This window comes from Peribacillus sp. B2I2 (assembly GCF_041261685.1).
Lineage (GTDB): Bacteria > Bacillota > Bacilli > Bacillales > DSM-1321 > Peribacillus.
In genome coordinates this window covers 2,727,191-2,750,698 of the sequence record NZ_JBGCCB010000001.1, presented here as the reverse complement: position 1 = coordinate 2,750,698, position 23,508 = coordinate 2,727,191, and the positions used below count along the sequence as shown (strand labels likewise).

Sequence of the window (23,508 nt, the reverse complement as noted above, 5' to 3'; positions counted from 1 at the left end):
ATTAATGACCTGATCTTGCACAAAACGCCGCACACTGGACAATGTGAGTTCATCTAAGTCCAATGATCGGTTGTTAGCCGTTAAAAACTCACCGTAGAGCTAAGGTGTTCAAGGAGTAATTTTTCTCAACTTCTAGGTACATGAGATAATCATCCGAAGATTGAACGTAATTCATAATTATCAGACCTCCTGGGAATTATTCAGTTTAACTCAAGGAATTATGTTCGAAATCATTGATTTTGAGTACTAGCCGACTTATAGGAAGAACCGTGAGAGTTATCGGAAGCGGCAATGAATATTATAGTCAAACTCGAACCAAGTAAGGGGTAATAATGAATCTTATTGGAACTTGAAGCTGTGACCATTTGGTACTATTATATTTTATTCTAGTTTACATAATATATATTATAGGAAGTAATATTTTTAATGTTAATCTTGTCTCATATCTTAAGAATACTTAACTTAGTGAGACAAGAAACAAATTTTTATATTTAATCATTGCTATTATTTTTATCTATAATCTTTTTATCTAATTGCAAATTAATACTTTTAAAACTTTTAGTAAGTATCAATACAGTTTAGTAAAAAAATGATTAATCTTCATATTTTATAGTAATTTCTAGGATATAAGTTAATTACAATCAGTTATGTCTAATGTCATTTAATTTCCTGTTTTTTATGAATCTTAATTCTCTGTTAATTGCTAACATATTCTGTTTTACGCCATTTTTAGTTATGTGTGCCATTATTTAATTAATACACTTTAGTTCATTTATTATTTGACCAATTATACCTTTTCCCTTGTTCATTTATATGAACCAATTCAGCATTTCTAGGTACAGGAAATCCGTATAAATCTTCAGTAGTATTGTATTGTGACATAGTTATGAAGTAATAATTGATTCCCCCACCTATCAATAACACTGCTATGGCGAGTGCCCAATTAATCTTTTTCTTCAATTTGCAGATTCCTTTCCTTAAGACATATTTTTAGACGAGACTATAAGAATCGTTATCTACAAATTCTATATTGATCTAAATTAACCTCTCCAACAGACCTAATCTGCCAATTTTATTATTCTGATATATAAATTAAATGGTAAAATGAGAAATATCACGGGTTAACACTTATAAAAAGTTATATAAATATAGTTTGTTCTAATGACGACTCAATAGCTTTTTTACTTTAAATTCCGCTTTATTACTGAAAGTGATGATGGGATCCGCTATTTAGCCACAATATCCCCTAAAAGACTTCTTAATTTAACTTATAGCTATAGCACGAATTAATACCATTTATAAATGATTAAAAACCTTAATTCAATGATGATCAATCTGCTCTGTTGTGAAATCTATTTTTTTAAAAAAAAGGAAAGTATTGCGATATTAAGGACAAAAACAAGTTTTGACAGCTTTCATAAGTCCAACATGCAATGAATCAATATGAAACTGCCATATGTTATAAGGTAAACCTTCAAATCGTTGTTTTGAAACACTATCCACTTTTAGCAAATAAGTCCTCTGGTATCTTGAGTAGAATTCAATTATATATAAATCGTAAAGATTAACTTCGCTTTTTACATTTTATAAAAAATGATTCAAAGTGAAGCAAAGTTCAGGAATCAAAGCAGCTTATAGGCACATGCCAGATGTCATAAGAATTGTATAAAGCACTAAGGTATAGTCAGATTAAAGGGAGTAATATAGTAAACTCTATTCGCGCAACTTTCACAGCCTATTTATTTGGTTCATTTACATTTGATTACTTCATAAATAATAATTGCCAATAAAAATAATCGGTCAATCTTTTTTAAGAAATTCCTGAAAGTTGGTTAGCAAGTATGATAAATGTTGATTTAAGTACCCGATTTCCTTCTTGTATTGGCTTTTTGCCTTAGTGTGGTGAATAAACCAGACGGTCCTTCCACTTTCTGTATTAAACAATGATTTTGCTCCCTTTAGTTCGTACCCTTAATTTTGAATAAGCCTATGACTTGACACATATGAAACCATATATCCCGAGATAAAAATGAAACATGAGATCCTTTTGATCTCATGTTTCATTTTGAAAGATGGTTTTTTCATGTTCGAATGGATTCGACTCGGTTTTGGATGAATTCGAACGAGGTTTTTGCTTCTTGGACGATTTGTTTTAATAAATCATTGACAGTCAATACTTCTTTTATGAGTCCTACGGATTGACCACACGACCAGATGCCTCCGTCTAAATTTCCTTCAAAGTATACTTTTTTGCTTCTTTGTCCCGTAATTAGAGGAATTAATTCCTCTATAGTGGCCCCTTCACTTTCAAGTTTGTCCACTTCTTTACTGACGGCATTTAATGCTACACGCGATGGGCTCCCTATATTCCGTTGGATGACAACCGTATCCATTTCATTGGCTGATACCATCCAGTTCTTCACGTTATCATGAATAGGCGCTTCTTTGGTTGCCATGAAGCGAGTCCCCATGACGATACCTTCAGCACCGAGTGACAATGCACTAATGAGGCCTCTGCCATCTGAAAATCCCCCGCCTGCTATCACAGGTATAGTAACAGAGTCAACGACTCTAGGGAGCATGACAAGCGTACCTACATCCCCCATGCCAGGATGCCCGCCTGTTTCATTCCCTACAATAATAATGGCATCGACACCAAATTTCTCTGCCGATATTGCGTTTTTGACGTTCGCTACCTTATGTATCACGGTAAAGCCGTGCTCTTTAAGTTTGGGCATTAAACTCTCTGGGCTTCGGCCACTCGTTTCAACAATTTTTACATCTTCGTCAATCAAAATATCGATGAACTGATCATTCGGGGTTGCCGTTTGACTTGGAAACAGGTTCAGGTTGACAGCAAAGGGTTTCTTGGTCAAAGTTTTCACTTTACGTATTTCATCACGAAGACCTTCTGGTGTCACCTGTGTTTTCGAAGTGATGATGCCTAGTCCCCCCGCTTCTGAAACAGCGGCTGCGAGCGGGGCTCTTCCAACTTGAAACATCCCGCCGCAAATAATCGGATATTCAATCCCCAATAATTCAGTAATTCTCGTTTTCAATTGCCATACCCCTTTCGTTTTCCTGGATTTCTATTAATCATTCGTTTTTTAGATAATGTACGTTGCCCGGTCTATAAACCATATTTATGGAGCCGCTTGTAAAATGTACTTCTTGGTATATCCATCAACTTTGCTGCAGCAGTGACATTTCCTCTTGATTTTTGTAATGCCTCTAACATTAGATCCCGTTGAATTTTTTCACGGATTGTCAGTTCATTTTCCTTGAAGCCTTTTTTATTGCCTTCCTCAAATGGAGGGAAATCCTCATGCCGGGTAACGGGCTGTGAAGGCATGGAATTCAACACATTAACATAATCCAGAGGTCCTTCTGCAAGTAAGATGGTCAATCGCTGAAGTACATTTTGCAGTTCTCTTATATTGCCTGGCCAATTATAATCCTTTAAAAGATTAAATAATTCTTCCGTTAATGGAATATTCCATTTATTCTTCGAACACAAGTAGTTCACTATATAAGGAATGTCTTCAATCCTATCCCTTAAGGGAGGTACATGAATGGGGTAAACGTTCAACCTATAGTATAAATCTTTACGAAAGGACCCTTCATTGACAAGCTCTTCAAGATTACGGTGCGTTGCAGTGATGATGCGAATATCCAATGAAATGCTTTTTGTGCCACCGATTGGAACGATTTTTCTTTCCTGAAGTACACGCAGTAAGGCAACTTGCATCGCTAGAGGGATTTCACCGATTTCATCGAGAAAAATGGTCCCTCCATTTGCCTGCTCGAACTTCCCTTTGTGCCCTTGCCGTTTAGCCCCTGTAAAAGCGCCATCAACATACCCGAATAATTCACTCTCCATTAAATCTTTAGGGATGGCTCCGCAATTTATCGTGACGAACGGACTATTTTTACGAGAGCCATTTTCATGGATAGCCATGGCAATTAGCTCTTTTCCGACCCCGGTTTCACCATGTATATATACATTAGCTTCTGCCGGTGCAACAAGCTTCACTTTATGTAATGTGTTTTGAAAGGATTCACTAATCCCTCTTTCCCCTTTGAAGTCAAACACTTCTGATCGGAATGAAGCAGGAAAAATGGTTTTATGACCATAATTCTCTGACAAGAATATACACTTACCGGAAATCCTATTATCTTCTTTAGAGGGAAGCGGGTTTTCCTTAACGATTCGATATCCATGATTTAATAGTTCGGCCAATGCCATGCCAAGGGATTGAGGAATTTTTTTGCGAACCTGTTTGCTGGCTGATATGATCATTTCTTTTTGATTACAAACGATAAAAGGCAGATCTGGATAGGTTTCTGCAAGTTCTATCGAGTGCTGGGTCAGTGCGAGCTCCTTTTTATAGGAACGCACTCCCATTTCCTGTTCGATCGTATAAGTCAAATTGGCTACCATACCCAGCATGGATGGATGGAAATATTCCACTGGACAAGATATATCCAAAACGCCCAATATCTTACCGTCTTCATTTAAAATGGGCTTAGCAGAGCAACTCCATTTATGTGAGGCAATGGAATAGTGTTCAGTACCTTGGATCATAACGGCTTCACCCGTTTTCAAAGCTGTTCCAATTGCGTTCGTTCCGACCTCACCCTCCGTCCATCGTACGCCTTCCACAAAATTTATTTTGCCTGCCTCATTTAGGATTTTCTCGTTTCCGGAAAGTGATAGGACATATCCATCGGGATCGACTAACAAAGCCATCATTCCCGATTCTTTTATCGATTTATCCATCCTTGATAATTGGGGTGATGCCACTTCCAACAGGAATGAGTTTTTTTCTCTTTGAATTTCCAATGATTCATTCGTCAAAATGTGCTTCCCTTTATTAAGGTACGGGTTGACTTGATCTTTTTTGCAGCGATACCAAGATTCCATGATTCGCTTGTTCAGGCGATTTGAATCGAGAACCCCTTCACTGACAAAGCGTTCCCATGTACGAAGATAACAACTAGTGGATAGCATATAATCCTCCTCTAATCATTTGGTTTGAACCTTCAAAAGTGAAAATATATCTAGTCAATCTACAGGGAAAATACCAAGGAGTAATATAAAAGGATTTTAATCGAGGTCTATTTAATTATAGTAGATTATGTATCCGCTTACAATATATAGATTGAGTTTACCAAAAAAGCTTCATGTGTATAATCACATGAAGCTTCTCTATCAATATATATTGGCTGGTTTATGAAAAAAGTTAGTATATATCCAATAATAGTTTTAAGAATGGACAGCTTGACCTACAACGTTTAGTAGTGCCTCATGTATGGATTCCGACAAGGTTGGATGCGCCGCTACTAACTCTTCTATCATATCTACCGTTATTTCTGCATGCAGCATGACCGTTCCTTGACCGATCAATTCTGTTGCATGTTGGCCGACAATGGAAAAACAGCTTGACCTACAACGTTTAGTAGTGCCTCATGTATGGATTCCGACAAGGTTGGATGCGCCGCTACTAACTCTTCTATCATATCTACCGTTATTTCTGCATGCAGCATGACCGTTCCTTGACCGATCAATTCTGTTGCATGTTGGCCGACAATGGAAAAACCTAGAATTTCATTATATTGTGGGTTCACTAGGACTTTGACCTTTCCTACCGGTTTATTGGAAAGGATAGCTTTCCCATTTGCCGAAAAAGAGAATTCACCAACTTTAATTTCCCCATATTTTTTACGCGCTTCTTTTTCAGTCAAGCCTACACTAGCAATCTCTGGGGAGGTATAAATGCAGCGGGGGATTGCCTGGTAATTCACTTGTGCAAATTGACCACAGGCATTCAGAGCCGCCACTCGCCCTTCATGAAAAGCAACATGGGCAAGTTGTATGCCCCCTATCACATCACCACAGGCATAAATCGATGGATTGCCTGTTTGCATTCGATCATCCACCGAGATGCCATGTCGGGAAAAATCAATACCGTTTCCCTCTAGTCCCATCCCGTTCACTCTTGGTTTTCTCCCTATTGACACCAGTATGTAATCAGCTTGAAGTTCTTCCGATTTGCCATCGCTTTTCTCCAAAAATACCGTCCACTGGTAAAATTGATATTCTTTACAGATGTAGAGGTATGGACTGTTACGCCCTGGCTTTTCAATTCTTTATGCAGGAAGCCCGAGATATCATCATCTTCGCCTGGAAGTAGCTTTTCCCCCATCTCGATAACGGTTACCTTGGTACCCATCCTACTGTAAATACTGGCAAATTCACATCCGATGACGCCGCCTCCGATAATTAGCAGTGAATCGGGGAGGGCTGGAAGTGCCATGGCCTGTCCACTGTGGATGATCCATTGACCATCAAACGGGGCAAAAGGCAATGGAATCGGTTCAGACCCAGTTGAAATGATGACCTTACTAGCATCAATCTCTTGATGTTCATTTCCGTTCTTGATCTGTAATCGATTGCTCGTTAGGAAAGACGCTCTTCCCTGAATGACTTTTATTTTATTCTTACTCATTAAATATTGAATGCCGTTCACTAGTTTAGAAATGACATCATTCTTTCGTTCTTGAACGGCTTCCCAATCGACTTCAATTGAATTGGAAGGTATGCGAATTCCCATTTGACCAGCACTTTTCACCAATTCATACGTATCCGCACTTTCTAATAATGACTTCGTTGGCATGCACCCTTCGTTTAAACAGGTTCCCCCCAATGGACCGTCGACTATCAATATGACCTCCTTATCCTGCTGGGCAGCAGTGATTGCCGCTACATACCCAGCAGGACCTCCACCTATAATGGCTATACGATTCAAGTGTTTTCCCTCCCATTCTATAAAATCACGGTGATCGGCTCTTCTAAATACCGTTTTAGTGTCTGTAAAAAGGCAGAAGCGGGAGCTCCGTCGAGTACACGGTGATCAAAAGTTAAACTGAGCGGCAAGATCGTTCTCCTTTCCAATTCATCGCCCATATAGAGGGGGGTATCATAAGCAGATCCAATTCCAAGTATCCCTGTTTCCGGTGTATTCAGAATCGGTGTAAAGTGCTCAACTCCGTATGCCCCCAGGTTACTGATGGTAAAAGTCGACCCTTGCATGTCTTCACTAGGCAATTGACCGTCACGTGCCTGCCTAGCCAGTTCCTTACCCTTTTTCGATAACTGCCTTAGTGTACAACTTTCGGCATTTCTTATGACTGGAACAACGAGCCCTTTCTCCAAGGCCACTGCTAATCCAAGATGTACATGCTCATACAAATGGATGTTATCTTCAATATAAGCACTATTCATTTTAGGATGTTCTTTTAGTGAAAGTACGACAGCTTTGGCAACAAAGTCTGTTATCGTAAGTTTAGTTGATTCATGTTTTTGTAGTACACCAGCAGCTTGTTTTTGCAATATGACTAAATCGGTGACATCAACTTTCATCGTGAGAGTTAATTGGGCACTGCTTTGCAAGCTCTCCATCATACGTTTGGCAATGATATTCCTCATTCCGGTCACAGGAACCCGCTGGGGACTATCTAAAGGATGTTGGGGATCCGTTATTCTTTCTTCGCTATTTACAGACTTGGCATCCCTTTTCTCAATTATTTTCTGTACATCTTCTTTAGTAATTCTCCCGCCTGGTCCTGTGCCTTGGACCTTCTCAATGTCAAGATTGGCTGCCTGTGCCATTTTTCGCGCAACCGGGGTGATCATCAATCGATCTCCCATTGGCAAAATGGGTGACCCTTTGGTATTCGGCGTTACTTGTTCATGAATTTCCGGCTCGGTTTCTTCAGTAACAGGTTCATTGCTAATAATTTTTTCATTCGGATTTCCGATATGACAGATAACGGTTCCTGGGGGTACACCTTGTCCTTCTTGAACAGCTATGTTCAGGATGGTACCATCCGCTGGAGATTCAATATCCATTTCTATTTTCTCCGAATTGATGCTGGCTATTGCTTCACCTTTTTCGACCGGATCGCCAACCTCCTTACTCCATAACGAAACAGTGCCTTCTTTCATTGCCATGCCCAATTTCGGCATTACCACTTCGACCGCCATATCAATTTCCTCCCTTCAGAATTTGTTTTCTGTGGTCATTTTTTGTTTTTGCTTGCACCAACTTTTGCGGACATATACGAAAAAGCTGGAGTATCATACTGATTTAATTACACCCCAAGAATGGATGGTTCCCCCAATAATTCCGAAACGACTTTTATCACTTTTTCTGATGTTGGAAGGTAAATATCTTCTAGGGGAGGTGAAAAAGGTACTGGTGTATGTGGAGCAGTAATCCTTTTTATTGGCGCATCGAGAGTGTCAAATCCCTTATCCGCAACCAATGCGGCAATATCCGTTGCCATGCTGCATCTTGGATTCGCTTCATCTATCACGATTAAACGATTTGTTTTTGCCACAGAGGAGAGAATTGATTCCTCATCCAGTGGTGACAAGCTCCTTGGATCTACAATCTCAATTTCAATGCCCTTCACTGCAAGTTTTTCAGCTGCCTCCATTGCTGTGTGAACTTGCTTACCGATGGCAACGACCGTCAAATCCGAGCCATTCCTTTTAATTTCGGCTTTGCCAATCGGAATTGTATAGTAGTCTTCCGGGACCTCTCCTACCATGTTATATAGCGTTTTATCTTCAAAAAAGATGACTGGGTCATTATCTTCAATGGCTGAAAGTAATAGCCCTTTTGCATCGTACGGTGAAGAAGGGACGACCACCTTCAATCCAGGAATGCTTGTAAATAAGGCATAAAGGCTTTGTGAATGCTGAGCTGCCGCCCTGAATCCTGCACCATGCATCGTACGGATCGTCACGGGAACTTGTGCTTTCCCCCCAAACATATAGCGGAACTTCGCACCTTGATTCAATACTTCATCCAAACAGCTGCCAATGAAATCATTGAACATTAACTCGGCAATCGGTCGTAAACCTGTCGAAGCGGCTGCCATGGCCGCTCCCATATAACCTGCTTCAGCAATGGGCGTATCAAGGATCCTGTCCCGGCCAAACTCTTGAACCAATCCTTTTGTGACACCTAAAACACCACCCCATGCTTCGTCATCCTGCAAATGATCAACCTCTGCACCGCCGGCTACATCTTCTCCCATAAGGATGACATTTTCATCTTTTCTCATTGCCATGGCCATTGCTTCATTTATTGCTTGTGACATACTGATTTTTCTACTCATCTCAATTCCTCCTATTATGGTTTAATAAGATACATAAACATCGTTTAATAAATCAGATGCCTCTGGATACGGGCTTTCTTCACTGAACTTTACTGCCTGTTTAATAGATTCCTCCACGGCACTCTCTAGAGAAACCAGATCTTTTTCTCCCAGCAGATTCTGATTCAGTAAGTAATTCCTAAAGAGAGCAATCGCATCTTTCTCTTGTTTATGCTCCTTTTTATCTTGTTCTTTTTTATATTTCTGTGCATCTCCCTCGAAGTGTCCATAATTACGATAAGTAACGCATTCTATTAATGAAGGGCCTTCTCCCCTGCGAGCTCTCTGAACGGCTTCTTCAGCAGCCTTATACACAGCCATAACATCTTTCCCATCCACCCGGACACCCGGAATATTGTAGCTAATCGCACGATCGGCTATCGTTTTACAACTAGAAGCATAGTTGAATGGCGTGGCTTCCCCATACCCATTATTTTCAGCAATGAAAATAACGGGTAGCTTCCAGATTGCCGCCAGATTTATCCCTTCATGGAAGGTCCCATGATTATTGGCACCATCACCAAAAAAACAAACACTAACATGATCCGTCTTTTTATATTTGGCAGTTAAAGCTGCACCGCATGCGAGCGGAAAGCCTCCACCGACTATCCCGTTCGCACCTAACATCCCTTTATCCAGATCGGCAATATGCATGGAACCGCCTTTTCCTTTACAAAGCCCTGTCACTTTTCCATATATTTCAGCCATCATCCCATTTAGATCGCATTCTTTTGCAATACAGTGGCCATGCCCCCGGTGAGTGCTGGTAATGCTGTCTTTATCGGATAAGTGGGCACATACTCCGACAGCCACCGCTTCTTCCCCAGCATACAAATGGACAAACCCTGGTAAAATCCCCTTTGCAAATGATTCATGAACTTGGTCTTCGAATTTTCTGATCTCCAGCATTTTTTTGTACATCCAATAAGCCTTCTCCTGTGATAACTTAATTTCATTAGGTTGAACCGTTTCCATATTTCATCCCCCAATCATTAATAATGAGTCAATGATTTATATTGCAAATATTGTGCCAAAATGGAAGGTTGGCAAATTAGGACTTTTTCTATTTTCAATCGAAACAAAACGAGACAAAATGAGATTGTTGTCTCGTTTTGTCTCGTTTTTCAAAAAATATACTATCTCATTATGGGATAGAACCTGCATTTCGCGGATATTATTTGACATTTTTGTGGTTAAAAAACAAGGGGAGTTGAGGTTCTGGACAGTATCAATCCAGCTTAACGTAATTTTTTTAATGCACTGCTCCATGCGATCGTTTGATCTAACATAGCGTGGACATTACCAAGGTGTAAATCAGCTGGTTTAAATGTCTTGTAGTTTTCAAAGTCTGTAAATAGTGAAAATGTTGGATTTACTCGAACGTCCGCAACAAGTAATTCACCTAAGATGCCACGCAAATGTTCAGCTGCACGAGCTCCGCCTGTTGAACCATAGCTCACAATGCCCGCCGCCTTGTTGTTCCATTCATCGCGTGCGGAATCAAGCGCATTTTTTAATGCTCCTGTAATACTGTGATTGTATTCCTGTACGATAAAAACAAATCCATCTAAGCTGGAAAGTTTTTCTGCCCAAGCAGTTAACCCCAGTTCTTACCAGTGCCTTCACCCAAAAAAGGCAATTTAAAGTCTGCAATATCTATGATTTCATAATTTGCATCTCCGCGTTTATCAGCTATTTCTTTTACCCAATTTCCTACTTGTGGACTTACGCGTCCTTGACGTGTGCTTCCTAAGATAATTCCAATGTTTAATTTCCCCAATGGTTTTTCCTCCTCGTTAAGGTTTGTTTAAAATAAAGAAGTTATAATTTTAATTGATCTACATGTTTTCAATGACTTCCACTAATGTGTAGTACCCACCTTCTGCATCTTCAATGAGATGTTTTATCTTGTTAAGGTGTTCAGTAAATTCACTTTTTTCTAACCAATTTTTATGATGATCAACACTTTCAAAGGTAGTTATCATAATAGCCTTATTTTTATCAACAGAACGATGCCAACGACTATTAATCCAACCAGGAACACCTTGAGATCCCCTCTTAAAATTGAGAAGTTCTTCAGACTGTATCGCAACTAATTCATCTAGTTTGCCAGGTTTAGCTGTAAATACATTAATCCATACTATTGATTTACTTGAATTCATATACATAATCTCCTGTCATTTAAATTTATTTTTCTCAATGCATAATAAATCTGCACTTTCTTTTTCATTATTGGGTGTCAGTACTAACTGTCATGATATTTCAGGAAAAACTAGGGAGTTAATGCCCTAGTGAATGTTTGCACACTTTCCATTATAAATGCCTCAAGGGACACGGTCGGATAGTTCTCATCGGCATCCAGGTTGTTCATAAAGGCACCAAAATTCATCATCATGAACGACCACGCTTGCAGCTCTGAATCTGTGTGAATAAGTTTTCCTTTTTCATACATCGTGTTAAAATAGTTTGTCAAAATTTCCAGTAACTTCCGAGGATGCTTTTGTGTTCTTTCTCGAAATCCAGGTAAATTGCCTTCTTCCTTGATACTTATCATAATCATTTTCCGGTTACGATTCATGATTTCATGATATGTTCGACTTATCAGTTGTAAGTCTGAATGTAAATCCCAAACGTTTTGCCTTTCATTAAAAAGTTTTGTCATTTCTTCGGCATAGTGATATCGGTCAAATGCCGTTTCTAAAAGATTTTGCTTACTTCCGAAGCGACGAAACAGTGTCTTTTCACTTAAACCTGCCGCACCAGCGATTTCCAGAGTAGTAACACCATAGGTGCTGGATGAAGTAATTCATCTTGTTATGCACATATTGAAGATAAATGAGGAAGTGATCCCTCTTTATATTTTCCCGTTCCTTTCCTTATCGTAGAAATCAGGGTTATTTATTAAAAAATGTTTGAACGTGCAATCTTGGTTTTACCGGCAGAATTCTTTTAAGAAGAAAAAAAGACGGAGCTTTTTTTGCTCCGCCTGTTTGCTAGAATATTTTTTTCTCATTCAACTCAATGGCTAATTCTTTAAAGAACTGAAGCGAATCAGGATTTCCCATGGAGTCTGGATTCACGACTTTATCAAACTCGAAACCTAACAACACTTTACGTATCGGGACTTCCATTTTCTTTCCGTTCAAAGTTTTAGGTATTTGTTCAACGACATGGATTTGGTCAGGAATAAAGCGAGGGGACACATGTCCTCTGATTTGTTCCTTGATTTTTGCTGTCAATGCTGCATCCAGGCTATTACCGGGCTTAAGGACAACGAACAGGAGCAAGGAAGAACCGCGGCCAAGCACTTCCCTATCAATGACAAGGCTTTCCATAACCTCGTCGATCGCTTCGACGACCCGGTAGATATCGCTGGTTCCCATCCGTACACCAGAACGGTTGATGGTCGAGTCGGAACGACCATAAATGATACAACTGCCCTTGTCGTCGATTTTTATCCAATCACCATGTTTCCAAATGCCGGGATACGTATCGAAATAACTCTCGTAGTATCTTGTCCCGTCTTGATCATTCCAGAAATAAAGCGGCATGGACGGCATGGGTTTGGTAATGACCAATTCACCGACTTCATTAATCAATGTTCGGCCTTGTTCATCAAAGGCCTCTGCACGAACACCTAATGCCCTTCCTTGTATCTCCCCGATTCTTACAGGTAATGTAGGAACGCCACCTACAAATCCGGCACAAACATCGGTTCCGCCACTGGATGAACTAAGCCAGATATCCTTCTTGACATTCTCATACACCCATTTGTACCCGTCACCCGACAAAGGTGCTCCAGTGGAAAAAAGGGCCTTCAATTTCGATAAATCATATTTTCCCATTGGCTTGATTCCTAACTTCATGGAATTCGTAAGGAATGGTGCACTTGTTCCAAAGAAAGTCATGCCTGTATCTTCAGCCAATTGCCAAAGGGCATCCATATCCGGGAAAGAAGGACTGCCGTCATAAAGAACGATCGTCCCTTCATTAAGCAAACCACCCATTAGAAGATTCCACATCATCCACCCTGTCGTCGTAAACCAGAATACCGTATCCTCGGAAGTCATGCCTTGATGCATTCTTGTTGATTTAAAATGCTCCAATAATATTCCGCCATGGCCTTGTACAATCGGTTTTGGCATTCCGGTTGTACCTGATGAATAGAGAATCCAAAGCGGATGATCAAACGGAACACTTTCAAAAGTTAATTCGGCTTTTTCTTTTACTAGATCATCCCATGGAATCGTATCTGCCAGATTCTCTTCCAAAATCTTCTTTTCTATGTAAGGAACCATTACAGTATGCTTGACAGTAACCAATTCCTGTTTAAGCTGTGCAACAACGGATGTTTTATCATATGCTTTTCCATTGTACTGGTACCCATCAACCGCAAGTAATACAACCGGTTCAATCTGTTTGAAACGATCAATGACGCTTCTTGCCCCAAAGTCAGGTGAACAGCTGGACCAGATGGCACCTATACTTACTGTCGCCAAGAAAGCTATGACCGCTTCAGGGATATTTGGCATATAAGCTACAACACGATCACCGGATTTCACACCAAGTCCCCTTAACGAATGGGCAACAGAAGCTACTTTTTCTTTCAGCTCTTTCCAGCTTACCTCTTGCTGCCTGATATGTTCGGAACGAAAAAAGATAGCCGTTTTCTCTTCTTGATCATTCAATAATGCATTTTCAGCATAATTAAGCCTTGCCCCTTCGAACCATTTCGCCCCTGGCATTGAATGCTCCGCTAAAACCCTGTCATATTTCCTGTCAGCTTTTACATCACAATAATCCCAAACCGAAGCCCAAAAATCCTCCAGTTCATCAACCGACCATTTCCATAATTCATGATAATCTTGAAATGATAAACCTTTCTTTTCGTTTAACCATTTCATATATTGAGTCAATACCGTTTGCTCGATTTGTTCGTTTGTAGGTTCCCAAATGATTTGTCCATCTGTAAGCGATTTCATTTAATCATCTCCCTTAGGTATCGAATTCATCATTAAATCATTTCATAATAATTGGTAGTTAACTTAAATTGTAATGTATGAGAATAAAACCGTCAATTTACACTAAATTCAAATTGGCTCGTTTCTATGAATGGGCAGGTTAATAGAGAAGCATGTACCTTTCCCTTGTACACTTGACACATGTATCGTTCCATCCATACTTTTTATAACGCTATATGAAACCATCATGCCTAATCCCGTTCCTTTATTTTTTGTCGTAAAGTATGGTTCACCTAAACGGTATATTTGTTCCTGTGTCATTCCACTTCCTTGATCTTGAATCTTAATTTGGATGGTGGGGGCATCATGAATTAAATGTATGTATATTTCGCCATCATCTTGCATCGATTCTATGCCATTCTTTAAGATATTGAACAAGCACTGTTGGAATTTCTTCCTTTCCCCCATGATATAATAAGCTTCATCTTCGAATAGGGATAATTTCAATTCGATTCCATTATCGTTTGCCAAGGGATTTATACTGTTCACGACATGCTGAATTTCCTCGGATACCCTTAATCGCTCTTTATTTTCAGGGCTTATGGCAGCAAACGTCAAATAATCATTTATGACATCCGTAGCCCGATCTAATTCCTTCAACGCAATATTTGCATACTTAACCTTTGTATTGGGAGAAACGTCTTCGCTTAACATTTGAATATATCCCCTAGTAACTGTAAGGGGATTTCTGACTTCATGAGAGATGCTTGCAGCCAGATGACTAACGATTTGCAATTTTTCCGCTTTCACTAATTTTTCGAGAACCTGAAAATTAGTGAGAATGACCTCCCATAGTAATATTACAACAACAATTCCTATGACTTGGATCGTGAAGTATTGTTTCCATATACTTATGCCTATAGTAAGTTCAAATACTTCTGTTGAAATAAACTGTGTGAGACTGTGAACAATAAAGATTAATGAAATACCGATGAAGATTTTTTTACTGACTGACATTTTTAGATAGTATTTCGATATAAAAAACAGGGAAACACCAATTAGCGGAAAAGTGATGCATGATATATAAAATCCATTTTCCCCCCCTGTTAAATAGCGAATAAGTAGAGTGATGGCAATTAATATGATTCCTAACCGGTACCCTCCATATAAACCGCCTAATAGAAATGGAATCCATCGAAGATCCCAAACAAAATCCTTTTCTGTGACAACGGGGAATAGCATGCATAGAACAAGTGAGAGAATAGGGAAAATGGATAAGAACGATCCTTTTAATGCATCTAAACGGTATACGTACTTTACTAGATAGCTCATTTGCAATAAAAAGATCGGAAAAAGGATAATTAAAAAGTTAATCAGTAAATCTTTTGTCATAAGATTCATTTTTACACCGAACTTTCGATATTTTTCGAAGATTTAGACAGGTATATAAATCATAACAAGATAGAGAATGATTAGCTAGTAAAATTATATTGTTGGAATTAAAATGAGGCAGCAAAAGCATAGAGGTACCAACAATGAAAACGGATGAATAGGGGGGAGAGAATGAACAGGAAAAAGCACTGAAACGACGAGGTCATTTCAGTGCCATCAAATAATTTCCGAATACGCACTTAATAAAGAGCTGATTTTGCTAGCATGGTGATTGTCGCATCATCCATCGGAGGATTATGAAGTCCTGCGCGTACATCCCTATAATATCGTTGCAGGGGATTTGTCCGTTGTAAACTTTTGGCTCCGACGACTCTCATCGCTTTATCGACAATCGAAATCGATTTATTGACGACCGATAACTTAACAGCACCCAATTGTTTCGATAGTTCATCATGATCTTCAGGGTGCTGCTCCCATTTTTCTGCGACAGAGTAGAGAAAATGGTGTGCCTCGCTCAATTCCAGTTCCATCTCCCCAATTGTCCGTTGAACATTCGGAAGATCCCTGATTGGTCCTGGTAAGCTATTGGGAGAATAGGTTTTCGCAAATTCAACTGCATAATTTCTGGCAGCCACTGCAATTCCCAAGTAGCAAGCCGGTATATGTAAGAGCCACGCTTCGGGTTTCCTGTTTCCACCAGGATTGCTTTTCATGACTAAATGCTTTTTAGGCAGGCTGACGTCATTTAACACCAAATCATGACTTCCTGTTCCCTGCATGGAAATCATATCCCAAGTTTCTTCTATACTTACACCGATTACATCACGATGGACTAAAAATGTGCCTAAACACTCATCCTCGGGTACCCATGCCGTTACAAGAAAAATATCAAGGACGGGTGAGAGTGTAGTAAAAGTCTTTCTTCCATTCAAATTCCATTGTTCACCCTTTTTGATAGCGATCGTTTCCGGACGGCCGCCACGCGTCGGGCTTCCTGTTCCAGCCTCAGATGCTGCCGTGTTGATGAGGGCGCCTTTCGACACTTCAGAAAACAATTCATTCATGGCCCCTTTTTCCCAGGGTCTTTTCTCGGTTAAAGATAGGACCGTTCCGACATGCCAGCCTATTCCTAAAGCTGTTGGACCACAATACTGAGCTATTTTTTCTTGGCATAGGAGAAAATCATATAAGGAACCGCCATTTCCCCCATCTTCTTTGGCTAAGGTCAATTTTGGATATCCGAATTCCTTTAACTCCTGAATGTTTTCAAAAGGAAAACCCTTTGTATCATCAAGAACTTCAGATCGGGCGGAAAAGGACTGAATCGCTTCCTCTAATTTTTGTATATATTCTTTTTGCTCCTGTGACTGAAAAAACGACATGAAGATCATTCCTCCTATAATAAACAAATTCCTGAACCATCCAGCAGCAGAAACAGCAACTGCGAACACCACTTTATCTTATCACCTTAGTGTAGTTTATGGTTTGAATCTGCCATTTAAGAGTCAAGGTCTTCATTTTTATATTCTTTGTTAGCATTCTTATAAGCTTTCTTCGCCTGATCAATATCTTTGTTTTCGATAAAGTAAGCTATCGCGGCTTGCCCGATTCCATACGTGACAGCACCCGCTACCGCACCGGAAACGGCTAGACCAGCCCCTGGTATGAAACGAACTGCAGCCCTGACACCCTCCCTGACAAGGAGACCGATTCCAACATTGATGCCTAATGCTGTTATGAATTCACCTGCCGTTTTTGTATTGATGTCCTTATCCGCGATAAAACCAATCACTACAATCATCAACCCTTGAATGCCGGTCAAAATGGGAAAATCGGCAAAAGGTATTGGCTCTGCACCGATTAAACCGGCAATTGCGGTAAATGTTCCCACGATCGTCCTCGCGAATTTCTTCTTAACGATTTGGCTTTGCATGGCTTTGGCCGTCTTCAGCTTCGCTTCACTGGGTAATGCCTCGATCAAGTAATCAGAAAGCAAATCGATGTTCCAACGCATATCATATTCAATATTTCCGCTTTCATCGAAATCAATATACGAACAAATCGGAATGATGTTCAATAGTGGGATTTCACTTTCGTTAAATCGCTTAGCCATCAAAGCAATCGCTTCATCAATATTTTGTTTTTTCTTTGGATTGGCATCAAAAGGTGCTTGTTTATAATGTGGAGGATCTAACTCATCCACCTGGGTGACCACACAGATGACGGGTACATCATAATGGTGATTCTCTTTAACGATCTTGCGCAGCTTGTTCAACTCTTTCAAATCCTCTTCAACCCGTGAATCCGTTTCTTTAGCTTTAATCAAGAAAAGAAACACATCAGGCTGTTCTTCGGTTACCGCTTTTATCAATTCATCCATTGGTGTTTCTTCTTCAAATTCTTCCGTGGGAGTTTCACTCTCACCCAACCCGCGGGAGTCAAGCAAACGAATTTTGGGCTCAGCATCACTTGGGTACCAAAGCCATTTTCCCTTACCCGTTCCAGATTTAACGGAACTGACATATTGCTTTTCCTGACCAAACATCGCGTTGATCAGTGATGATTTTCCAGACCCGCGCCTTCCGACAAGAGCAATTCGCGGTTCCCTTGCATCAACCGTCATCGTTTTGAGCTTCAATAGCTGGTCGAGCATTTTGTTCTTTTTCGATTGTGAAATGGGCAGCTTATCTACCTGGCCTTTAATGAAACTGAATATGCTTCCCATTTCATCGTGTCTTTCCACCATCACGCATTCCCCCTTGTTAAGAAGTGTTTTAAGTAACATTTACCCTTTAACGATTCAATTTAAGCATGTAACTCGAATCTCCTTACAAACTTAAGGGGCTCCATTTCTAATAATTTATTTAAGTTTTTTCTTTTAAGAACATAACGACACTTGCCATGTATTTTTGAATTTCCTGTACTTGAAAAGCGGCCGAATCCGCAATCTGTTTATAATGATGCTGTCCTTCATCGGTGATTCGTAAATATCGTTTTGTTCGCTTTTCACTTTCCCATCTGCCGACAAGAAGCCCGTTCTCTTCCATTTCATGAGATAAATCGTATAAATAGCCGTTAGACGCGATCCAACCGAACTGATTTTTAAGCAGGTCGCCAATTTCACCCATGTAAATAGGCTTCTTAGTGAAAGCGGTTTTTAAAGTAACATAACGGACAAGGTCCTTCACAGATATTATTTTTGAGAAATACGACCTGTATTCTTCAGGAAGTTCATTAAAAACCGGGGGGTTTTCACCAGATCCCCTTAAATCGAACATGAACCGATCAATGACCTTCTTCACTTCGGAAAACCGTTCCAGGAAATTCTCTTGGTACCATATGTAAAGCTCTTTTCCTTTTTCAGTTATCTGATAATAATTTCTTCCTTTATTCGTATATAATGATAAATGGTTGGATTCGACAAGCATATTGGATATTTTACATAAATAGTCATAGCTATGTACTTTTCCAGTAAACGTATTTTTTAGGTCCTGATGGATCGCCCTTGGATAATTCGCTTTTAATTTCAAAGAATGCAGTAAGAAAATCGTTAAAAATTCCCGCTGGCTCAACCCAACCGATTCAACCGTTGTAGACAGTTTTTCCCCTTTCTTCACTGTCAACCCCCCCTTTATATCCTTTTTATAAAACTCATCAATTAAATATTTCTTCCTTATCCCTTATTATCCTGTGCTGCCACATAATAGTAAAGTTTTTATTACCTAAGTACTTAGTACTGATTTTTCGTATTTAATCTATTGGGGGATGAGGGGGTTCAGAATATTCTGTCGAGGTTTATTGTAAAATAGTTTAAAACAAAAAAAGAAGAAACGGTCCGCGATTAGGCCATTTCTTCTTTTTGTTTATTGTTCCGTTAAAATGATTGGATTTTCTTTTGTAATAACGAGAGTATGTTCATATTGGGCAGAAATCTTTCCATCTGCCGTTCTCGCCGTCCATCCGTCTTGGTCCATTTTCATATGCCATGTTCCTGCATTCAACATAGGCTCAATCGTGATGACCATACCTTCTTTAAGACGGGCACCTTTACCTGGTTTACCATAATGTAAAACGGTCGGGTCTTCGTGCATGGTTTTTCCGATTCCATGTCCTGTAAAATCGCGGACAACTGAAAACTTTTCACCTTCTGCATATGACTGGATTGCATGACCAATGTCCCCAAGACGATTGCCTGCACGTGCAACTTCGATGCCTCTATATAGAGCATTCTTAGTTACATCCATTAAACGCTGAGCTTCATCTGAAACTTCACCGACTGCATATGTCCAAGCTGAATCCGCCAAACCGCCGTTTAGGTTCACCACCATATCAATCGTTACGATGTCTCCCTCTTTCAGGGCTTTCTTTTGCGGGAAGCCGTGGCAAATTACATCATTCACCGATGCGCACGTTGCATATTTGTAGCCGTTATAACCCTTTTGTTCAGGTGTAGCACCGTGCTCTGCCAAGTATTTATCGACAAACTCTTCGATTTCCCAAGTCGTGATGCCCGGTTTTATCATTTTAGCGATTTCTCTATGCGTCGCAGCAAGAAGTTTGCCAGCTTCATGCATCAAATGTATTTCTCGTTCACTTTTAATAGTTATCATTTAAAAATCCTCTTTCGTTTTATATCTTTTCTGATTTAATCTCCTTAGTTATCATATGCCTTTTTTTATATAAAAAGCAACCAAAAACCCGGTAAAAATTCACCGGGTTACCTGTAATACTGAGAAAAATATGCATTTGAATTACGAAAGTGCTAACAATGGAGGCTAGCGTTTACGTTTTTACACAAATGAATATTACAGGAGTGAATTACCTAGAACATTATAATCACCCTGGGACTTAATTCTCAAAAATTCTATATCGGCCCATGTGCATTAATTGGGTACAGATTCCCATTTAACGCAAATGAAACTCTTCCTGTTTCCTCTGATACTACCAATACAAGGGCATCACTTCGTTCAGATAAACCTAATGCTGAGCGGTGGCGTGTTCCAAGTTTTTTTCCCCCTGTTGATCTGTCTGAAAGCGGGAGGACATTTGCTGCGGAAACAATCTGATTTTGACTAACCAAAACGGCACCATCATGTAGCGGATTTCCAGGAAAAAAAATTGATTCCAATAAAGAATGGGTTAACTCCGCTCCTATTGAAATACCGGGTTGAATCAATGAATCAAGAGGATCTCCCCGTTGAATCACAATCAACCCGCCATGTCTCAAACTCGACAAATTTTGTACGCAAATTGATAATTCGGGATATTTGTCCGTAAACGGTGACAAATAACAGTTCAAATAAAACGTTGCTGCTTTCATATCGATGTATATGAATTTATCCTTTATTTTCTCGAAATTTCCAAGAAGACAATAACTTTCGTCACCCATTGCGTCTAGGTTATCCTGTAATGCCGATATTACTTGACGTAAATCCTCTTTTAACATTTGTTTCATTGGTGAAAAATCACAATTGCCATTATTCACAGGCATGCACCTCCCTCCTTTTATTATTTCACTTTCTTTTTTTCAATAAATCTCAATGGGCCTCTAAAAGACCATTCTTATTTTCCCTAGCTCTATTTATGCCTTGTTAAATTTATTATTTTGAATGTACTTAAAGTTTGTCTTCTCGATAATTAATTATTCATCTTTACTATGACTTCACATTTTTTTATGTCATATGGACAAGGTAAGAGAATAGATATGTTAATGACCTGTTGAAAGATATCCTATAATAAGAGGTGGTATTAGATGCCTTATGTATCAGTATTTGATCAAGGAACGTTTGAAGTTGAAATGGGAAAAAAGTTAGTATTGGCATTGGAAGACAACGGAATAAATATTCTCCACCGATGCGGAGGGAAGGCTAAATGCACAACTTGCAGAGTTGAAATATTGGCAGGTGATTTTTTGGAGGACACACATAAAGAAAAAAAGAGCTTTGAAGAAAAAGGAATGGAAGATCATTTGCGTTTATCTTGTCAAATTTACGTGAATGGAGACATAACCATTCGGCCGATCAAGACGGTAGAAAACTCTGGAATTCCTGCTGGGCCAAGGCCTGCTGACTAAATAGTTTCATAAGTGCCGTAGTTTAATCAAAAAACATCAAAACGACTAAAAATAGTTTTTCTAGTCGTTTTGATGTTTTTTTAATCTTTAGCCAAAAGAGTTACTTCTTTTCCATGACCGCAAAGTAATTATCTTCATTATCAGCAAAATTGAAGACTCTTCCAGATGGCATATTTACAAGTTCTCCCACTTTGATATTCTTCTCCGAAAAGTCTTTATATAATTCATCAAGATTATCCGAGTAAAACATTAACGAAGGTGTATTAAGATTTAATTCAGGCTGCATTTTAGCAATGAATTCCTTATTATGCAGGATGATGCTCGTTTGTGCTTCCTTTGTTGGGGCTATTTCAATCCATCTTAGTCCTTGGCCGTTATCTTCTTCAGAAATTACGCTAAAACCGAATTTTTCCGTCCAAAATTTCAATGACTCGTCTTGGTTATTTACATATAACATAATTTGACCGACTTTATTAATCATTTGCTTCTCTCCCTTTCTGCTGGTTCCGTTATTAAAGATATCATTTACGTATAAGCATGATGTAGGTTGGAAATATATAACTGATTAAATCGTATTATAAATGCAAGATTTAATCAATATTTACCAAAATTCAATTTCCCGTATTTTGGGTAGTCAAATAAATCAACATTTTTTGAATCTGGACTATTGCTTAAAAAAAGCAGATATCTCTTACGAATTTTGCTTTATTATTTCTTCTACATATTCCAAGAAATCTGTATGTGTCGAATTCCCGTCCAGAAATTGCGCTACCACAGTTAATGGTACTATAACTCTATCTCTCTTTTTGGAATAAAGAACCGTCTCTGATTTAATGCCCCTATGCACCCCATCAAGTGTAGAAGAAAAATAATGTACAGAATCATATTCATACCATTTATAATCTTGATTTATATGCCTTCTTATAACTTCACCGATATAGGCACCTATCCTTTTCACAAAATTATCAAAATGAAACTTTAAAAGTTCACTACCCATTTGAGTAGTACTTAATCTTTCCGTATAAGCATCTATATAGCGAATGCTTTCAATGGTGAAATCTAAATTTCTCTTTGTTAGGTTCTCTTGATCCCAAGTATCTTCTGACACATCCTGATACATTAATTTCGCAATGCCTTTTAAATCATTTTTTATTAATTTTGTTCTATTTAAGGAACCGAACATATGTCATTTCCCCTTTATTAATTATCTAAGTGTTAATTATAAGTCTCCCCCGATAGTTAAGAAAGGCTATGCAATCTTTATATACAGAATTTTGCAGGACTTTTCGATTTTTCCCAGAACTTCTATACAGAGCATTTCTAAAGGAGAGTGAAATGGTGGTTCTATCAAAAGAGGGTTTGTTAAATATATTGGAAGGCAACAGGAGATTGACGTTGCGGGTGGTGGAAGCCTTTCCTGAAGAGGAATTATTTCACTATACACCGGCCGGGAAGCTTCGCCCTTTCGCAGAGATGGTTAAAGAAATCATGAACATTGAGACTGGATATATTCGTGGAATTGCACTTGGTAAATGGGAGTATCCAGATTCGTTTGCTGAAATTACTACAAAAGAGGCACTGTTATCAGCATGCGAAGCAATAAGGGATGATACTAGGAAACTGTGGGAGGAAATGACCGAGGAAACACTTGGAGTGGTGGAAAAGGATCCCTTTTTCGGTCCCTCACAAAGCCACTTTGATAGACTTCAATATGCCTTGGAAAACGAGATCCATCATAGGGGACAGGGTTATATCTATCTTAGAACGCTCGGTATTGAACCACCGGAATTTTTCGTCAGGTAATAATGAAACATAATGTCATTAAACTTGTAGCAACGAAAAAGAAATAAAAAA

The 23,508-nt window shown here is 39.1% G+C and carries 18 protein-coding genes and 4 pseudogenes; 2 read left to right on the top strand and 20 right to left on the bottom strand.

Translation table 11 applies throughout. The annotated features are described in order from the left end of the window. Positions 1–768 precede the first annotated feature (768 nt). The 18 genes and pseudogenes from ABIE66_RS13630 to cdaS all read right to left on the bottom strand — a co-directional run bounded on the left by ABIE66_RS13630 (position 769) and on the right by cdaS (position 21,072). Positions 769–960, bottom strand: a complete 192-nt coding sequence (locus ABIE66_RS13630) for a hypothetical protein (RefSeq protein ID WP_370015082.1) — start codon at positions 958–960, stop codon at positions 769–771. Between the two features lie 1,121 nt (positions 961–2,081). Beyond that, positions 2,082–3,059: an NAD(P)H-dependent flavin oxidoreductase gene (locus tag ABIE66_RS13625; protein ID WP_370015081.1), complete on the bottom strand. Its 978-nt coding sequence runs from the start codon at positions 3,057–3,059 to the stop codon at positions 2,082–2,084. Positions 3,060–3,130: 71 nt separating this feature from the next. After that, on the bottom strand, positions 3,131–5,011 hold the full coding sequence (locus ABIE66_RS13620; RefSeq protein WP_370015080.1) for a sigma-54-dependent Fis family transcriptional regulator: 1,881 nt from the start codon (positions 5,009–5,011) through the stop codon (positions 3,131–3,133). Between the two features lie 255 nt (positions 5,012–5,266). Beyond that, a pseudogene (gene acoL / locus ABIE66_RS29070) lies at positions 5,267–5,434 on the bottom strand (dihydrolipoyl dehydrogenase); the annotation flags it as partial. Further along, positions 5,404–6,809: pseudogene (lpdA, locus tag ABIE66_RS29065) on the bottom strand (dihydrolipoyl dehydrogenase). The pseudogenes lpdA and acoL, both read right to left, overlap by 31 nt. 17 nt (positions 6,810–6,826) lie before the next feature. Further along, positions 6,827–8,047 (bottom strand): dihydrolipoamide acetyltransferase family protein, encoded by a 1,221-nt coding sequence (locus ABIE66_RS13605; RefSeq protein ID WP_370015078.1) that lies wholly within the window; start codon positions 8,045–8,047, stop codon positions 6,827–6,829. Between the two features lie 107 nt (positions 8,048–8,154). Next, positions 8,155–9,189, bottom strand: coding sequence for an alpha-ketoacid dehydrogenase subunit beta (locus ABIE66_RS13600; RefSeq protein WP_289325100.1), 1,035 nt, complete (start codon positions 9,187–9,189; stop codon positions 8,155–8,157). A gap of 21 nt (positions 9,190–9,210) precedes the next feature. Further along, positions 9,211–10,203, bottom strand: coding sequence for a thiamine pyrophosphate-dependent dehydrogenase E1 component subunit alpha (locus ABIE66_RS13595; RefSeq protein ID WP_370015077.1), 993 nt, complete (start codon positions 10,201–10,203; stop codon positions 9,211–9,213). 263 nt (positions 10,204–10,466) lie between these two features. Beyond that, positions 10,467–11,008, bottom strand: a pseudogene (locus ABIE66_RS13590) (NADPH-dependent FMN reductase). Between the two features lie 58 nt (positions 11,009–11,066). After that, on the bottom strand, positions 11,067–11,390 hold the full coding sequence (locus tag ABIE66_RS13585; RefSeq protein ID WP_289325097.1) for a putative quinol monooxygenase: 324 nt from the start codon (positions 11,388–11,390) through the stop codon (positions 11,067–11,069). Positions 11,391–11,500: 110 nt separating this feature from the next. Next, positions 11,501–12,013 (bottom strand): annotated as a pseudogene (locus ABIE66_RS13580) (TetR/AcrR family transcriptional regulator); the annotation flags it as partial. Positions 12,014–12,221: 208 nt separating this feature from the next. Further along, on the bottom strand, positions 12,222–14,210 hold the full coding sequence (locus ABIE66_RS13575) for an acetoacetate--CoA ligase (RefSeq protein ID WP_370015076.1): 1,989 nt from the start codon (positions 14,208–14,210) through the stop codon (positions 12,222–12,224). A gap of 108 nt (positions 14,211–14,318) precedes the next feature. Continuing rightward, complete coding sequence (locus tag ABIE66_RS13570; RefSeq protein WP_370015075.1) at positions 14,319–15,581, bottom strand: ATP-binding protein; 1,263 nt, start codon at positions 15,579–15,581, stop codon at positions 14,319–14,321. A 239-nt stretch (positions 15,582–15,820) separates the two neighbouring features. Then, positions 15,821–16,963: an acyl-CoA dehydrogenase family protein gene (locus ABIE66_RS13565; protein ID WP_370015074.1), complete on the bottom strand. Its 1,143-nt coding sequence runs from the start codon at positions 16,961–16,963 to the stop codon at positions 15,821–15,823. Positions 16,964–17,079: 116 nt separating this feature from the next. After that, the gene (locus tag ABIE66_RS13560; RefSeq protein WP_370015072.1) at positions 17,080–18,327 is read right to left on the bottom strand and encodes a GTPase; all 1,248 of its coding nucleotides are present in this window, start codon (positions 18,325–18,327) and stop codon (positions 17,080–17,082) included. 118 nt (positions 18,328–18,445) lie between these two features. Then, the gene (locus ABIE66_RS13555; RefSeq protein WP_289325091.1) at positions 18,446–19,198 is read right to left on the bottom strand and encodes a PadR family transcriptional regulator; all 753 of its coding nucleotides are present in this window, start codon (positions 19,196–19,198) and stop codon (positions 18,446–18,448) included. Positions 19,199–19,444: 246 nt separating this feature from the next. Further along, positions 19,445–20,191 (bottom strand): type I methionyl aminopeptidase, encoded by a 747-nt coding sequence (map, locus tag ABIE66_RS13550; RefSeq protein ID WP_289316415.1) that lies wholly within the window; start codon positions 20,189–20,191, stop codon positions 19,445–19,447. A 254-nt stretch (positions 20,192–20,445) separates the two neighbouring features. After that, complete coding sequence (gene cdaS, locus ABIE66_RS13545) at positions 20,446–21,072, bottom strand: sporulation-specific diadenylate cyclase CdaS (protein WP_370015071.1); 627 nt, start codon at positions 21,070–21,072, stop codon at positions 20,446–20,448. 261 nt (positions 21,073–21,333) lie between these two features. Here cdaS and ABIE66_RS13540 point away from each other — a divergent pair, with 261 nt between their 5' ends. Further along, positions 21,334–21,654 carry a 2Fe-2S iron-sulfur cluster-binding protein gene (locus ABIE66_RS13540; RefSeq protein WP_289325090.1) on the top strand — a complete coding sequence of 107 codons (321 nt, stop codon included), beginning with the start codon at positions 21,334–21,336 and terminating at the stop codon, positions 21,652–21,654. A 100-nt stretch (positions 21,655–21,754) separates the two neighbouring features. Here the strand turns inward: ABIE66_RS13540 and ABIE66_RS13535 are convergent, their stop codons facing one another. Together ABIE66_RS13535 and ABIE66_RS13530 are read right to left on the bottom strand one after the other, a co-directional pair. After that, positions 21,755–22,135 carry a VOC family protein gene (locus ABIE66_RS13535; RefSeq protein ID WP_063233829.1) on the bottom strand — a complete coding sequence of 127 codons (381 nt, stop codon included), beginning with the start codon at positions 22,133–22,135 and terminating at the stop codon, positions 21,755–21,757. 210 nt (positions 22,136–22,345) lie between these two features. Then, positions 22,346–22,837, bottom strand: coding sequence for a hypothetical protein (locus ABIE66_RS13530; RefSeq protein ID WP_370015069.1), 492 nt, complete (start codon positions 22,835–22,837; stop codon positions 22,346–22,348). Positions 22,838–22,989: 152 nt separating this feature from the next. Between ABIE66_RS13530 and ABIE66_RS13525 the strand changes: the two genes are divergently transcribed. Then, positions 22,990–23,457: a DinB family protein gene (locus ABIE66_RS13525; RefSeq protein ID WP_370015068.1), complete on the top strand. Its 468-nt coding sequence runs from the start codon at positions 22,990–22,992 to the stop codon at positions 23,455–23,457. Positions 23,458–23,508: the final 51 nt, after the last annotated feature.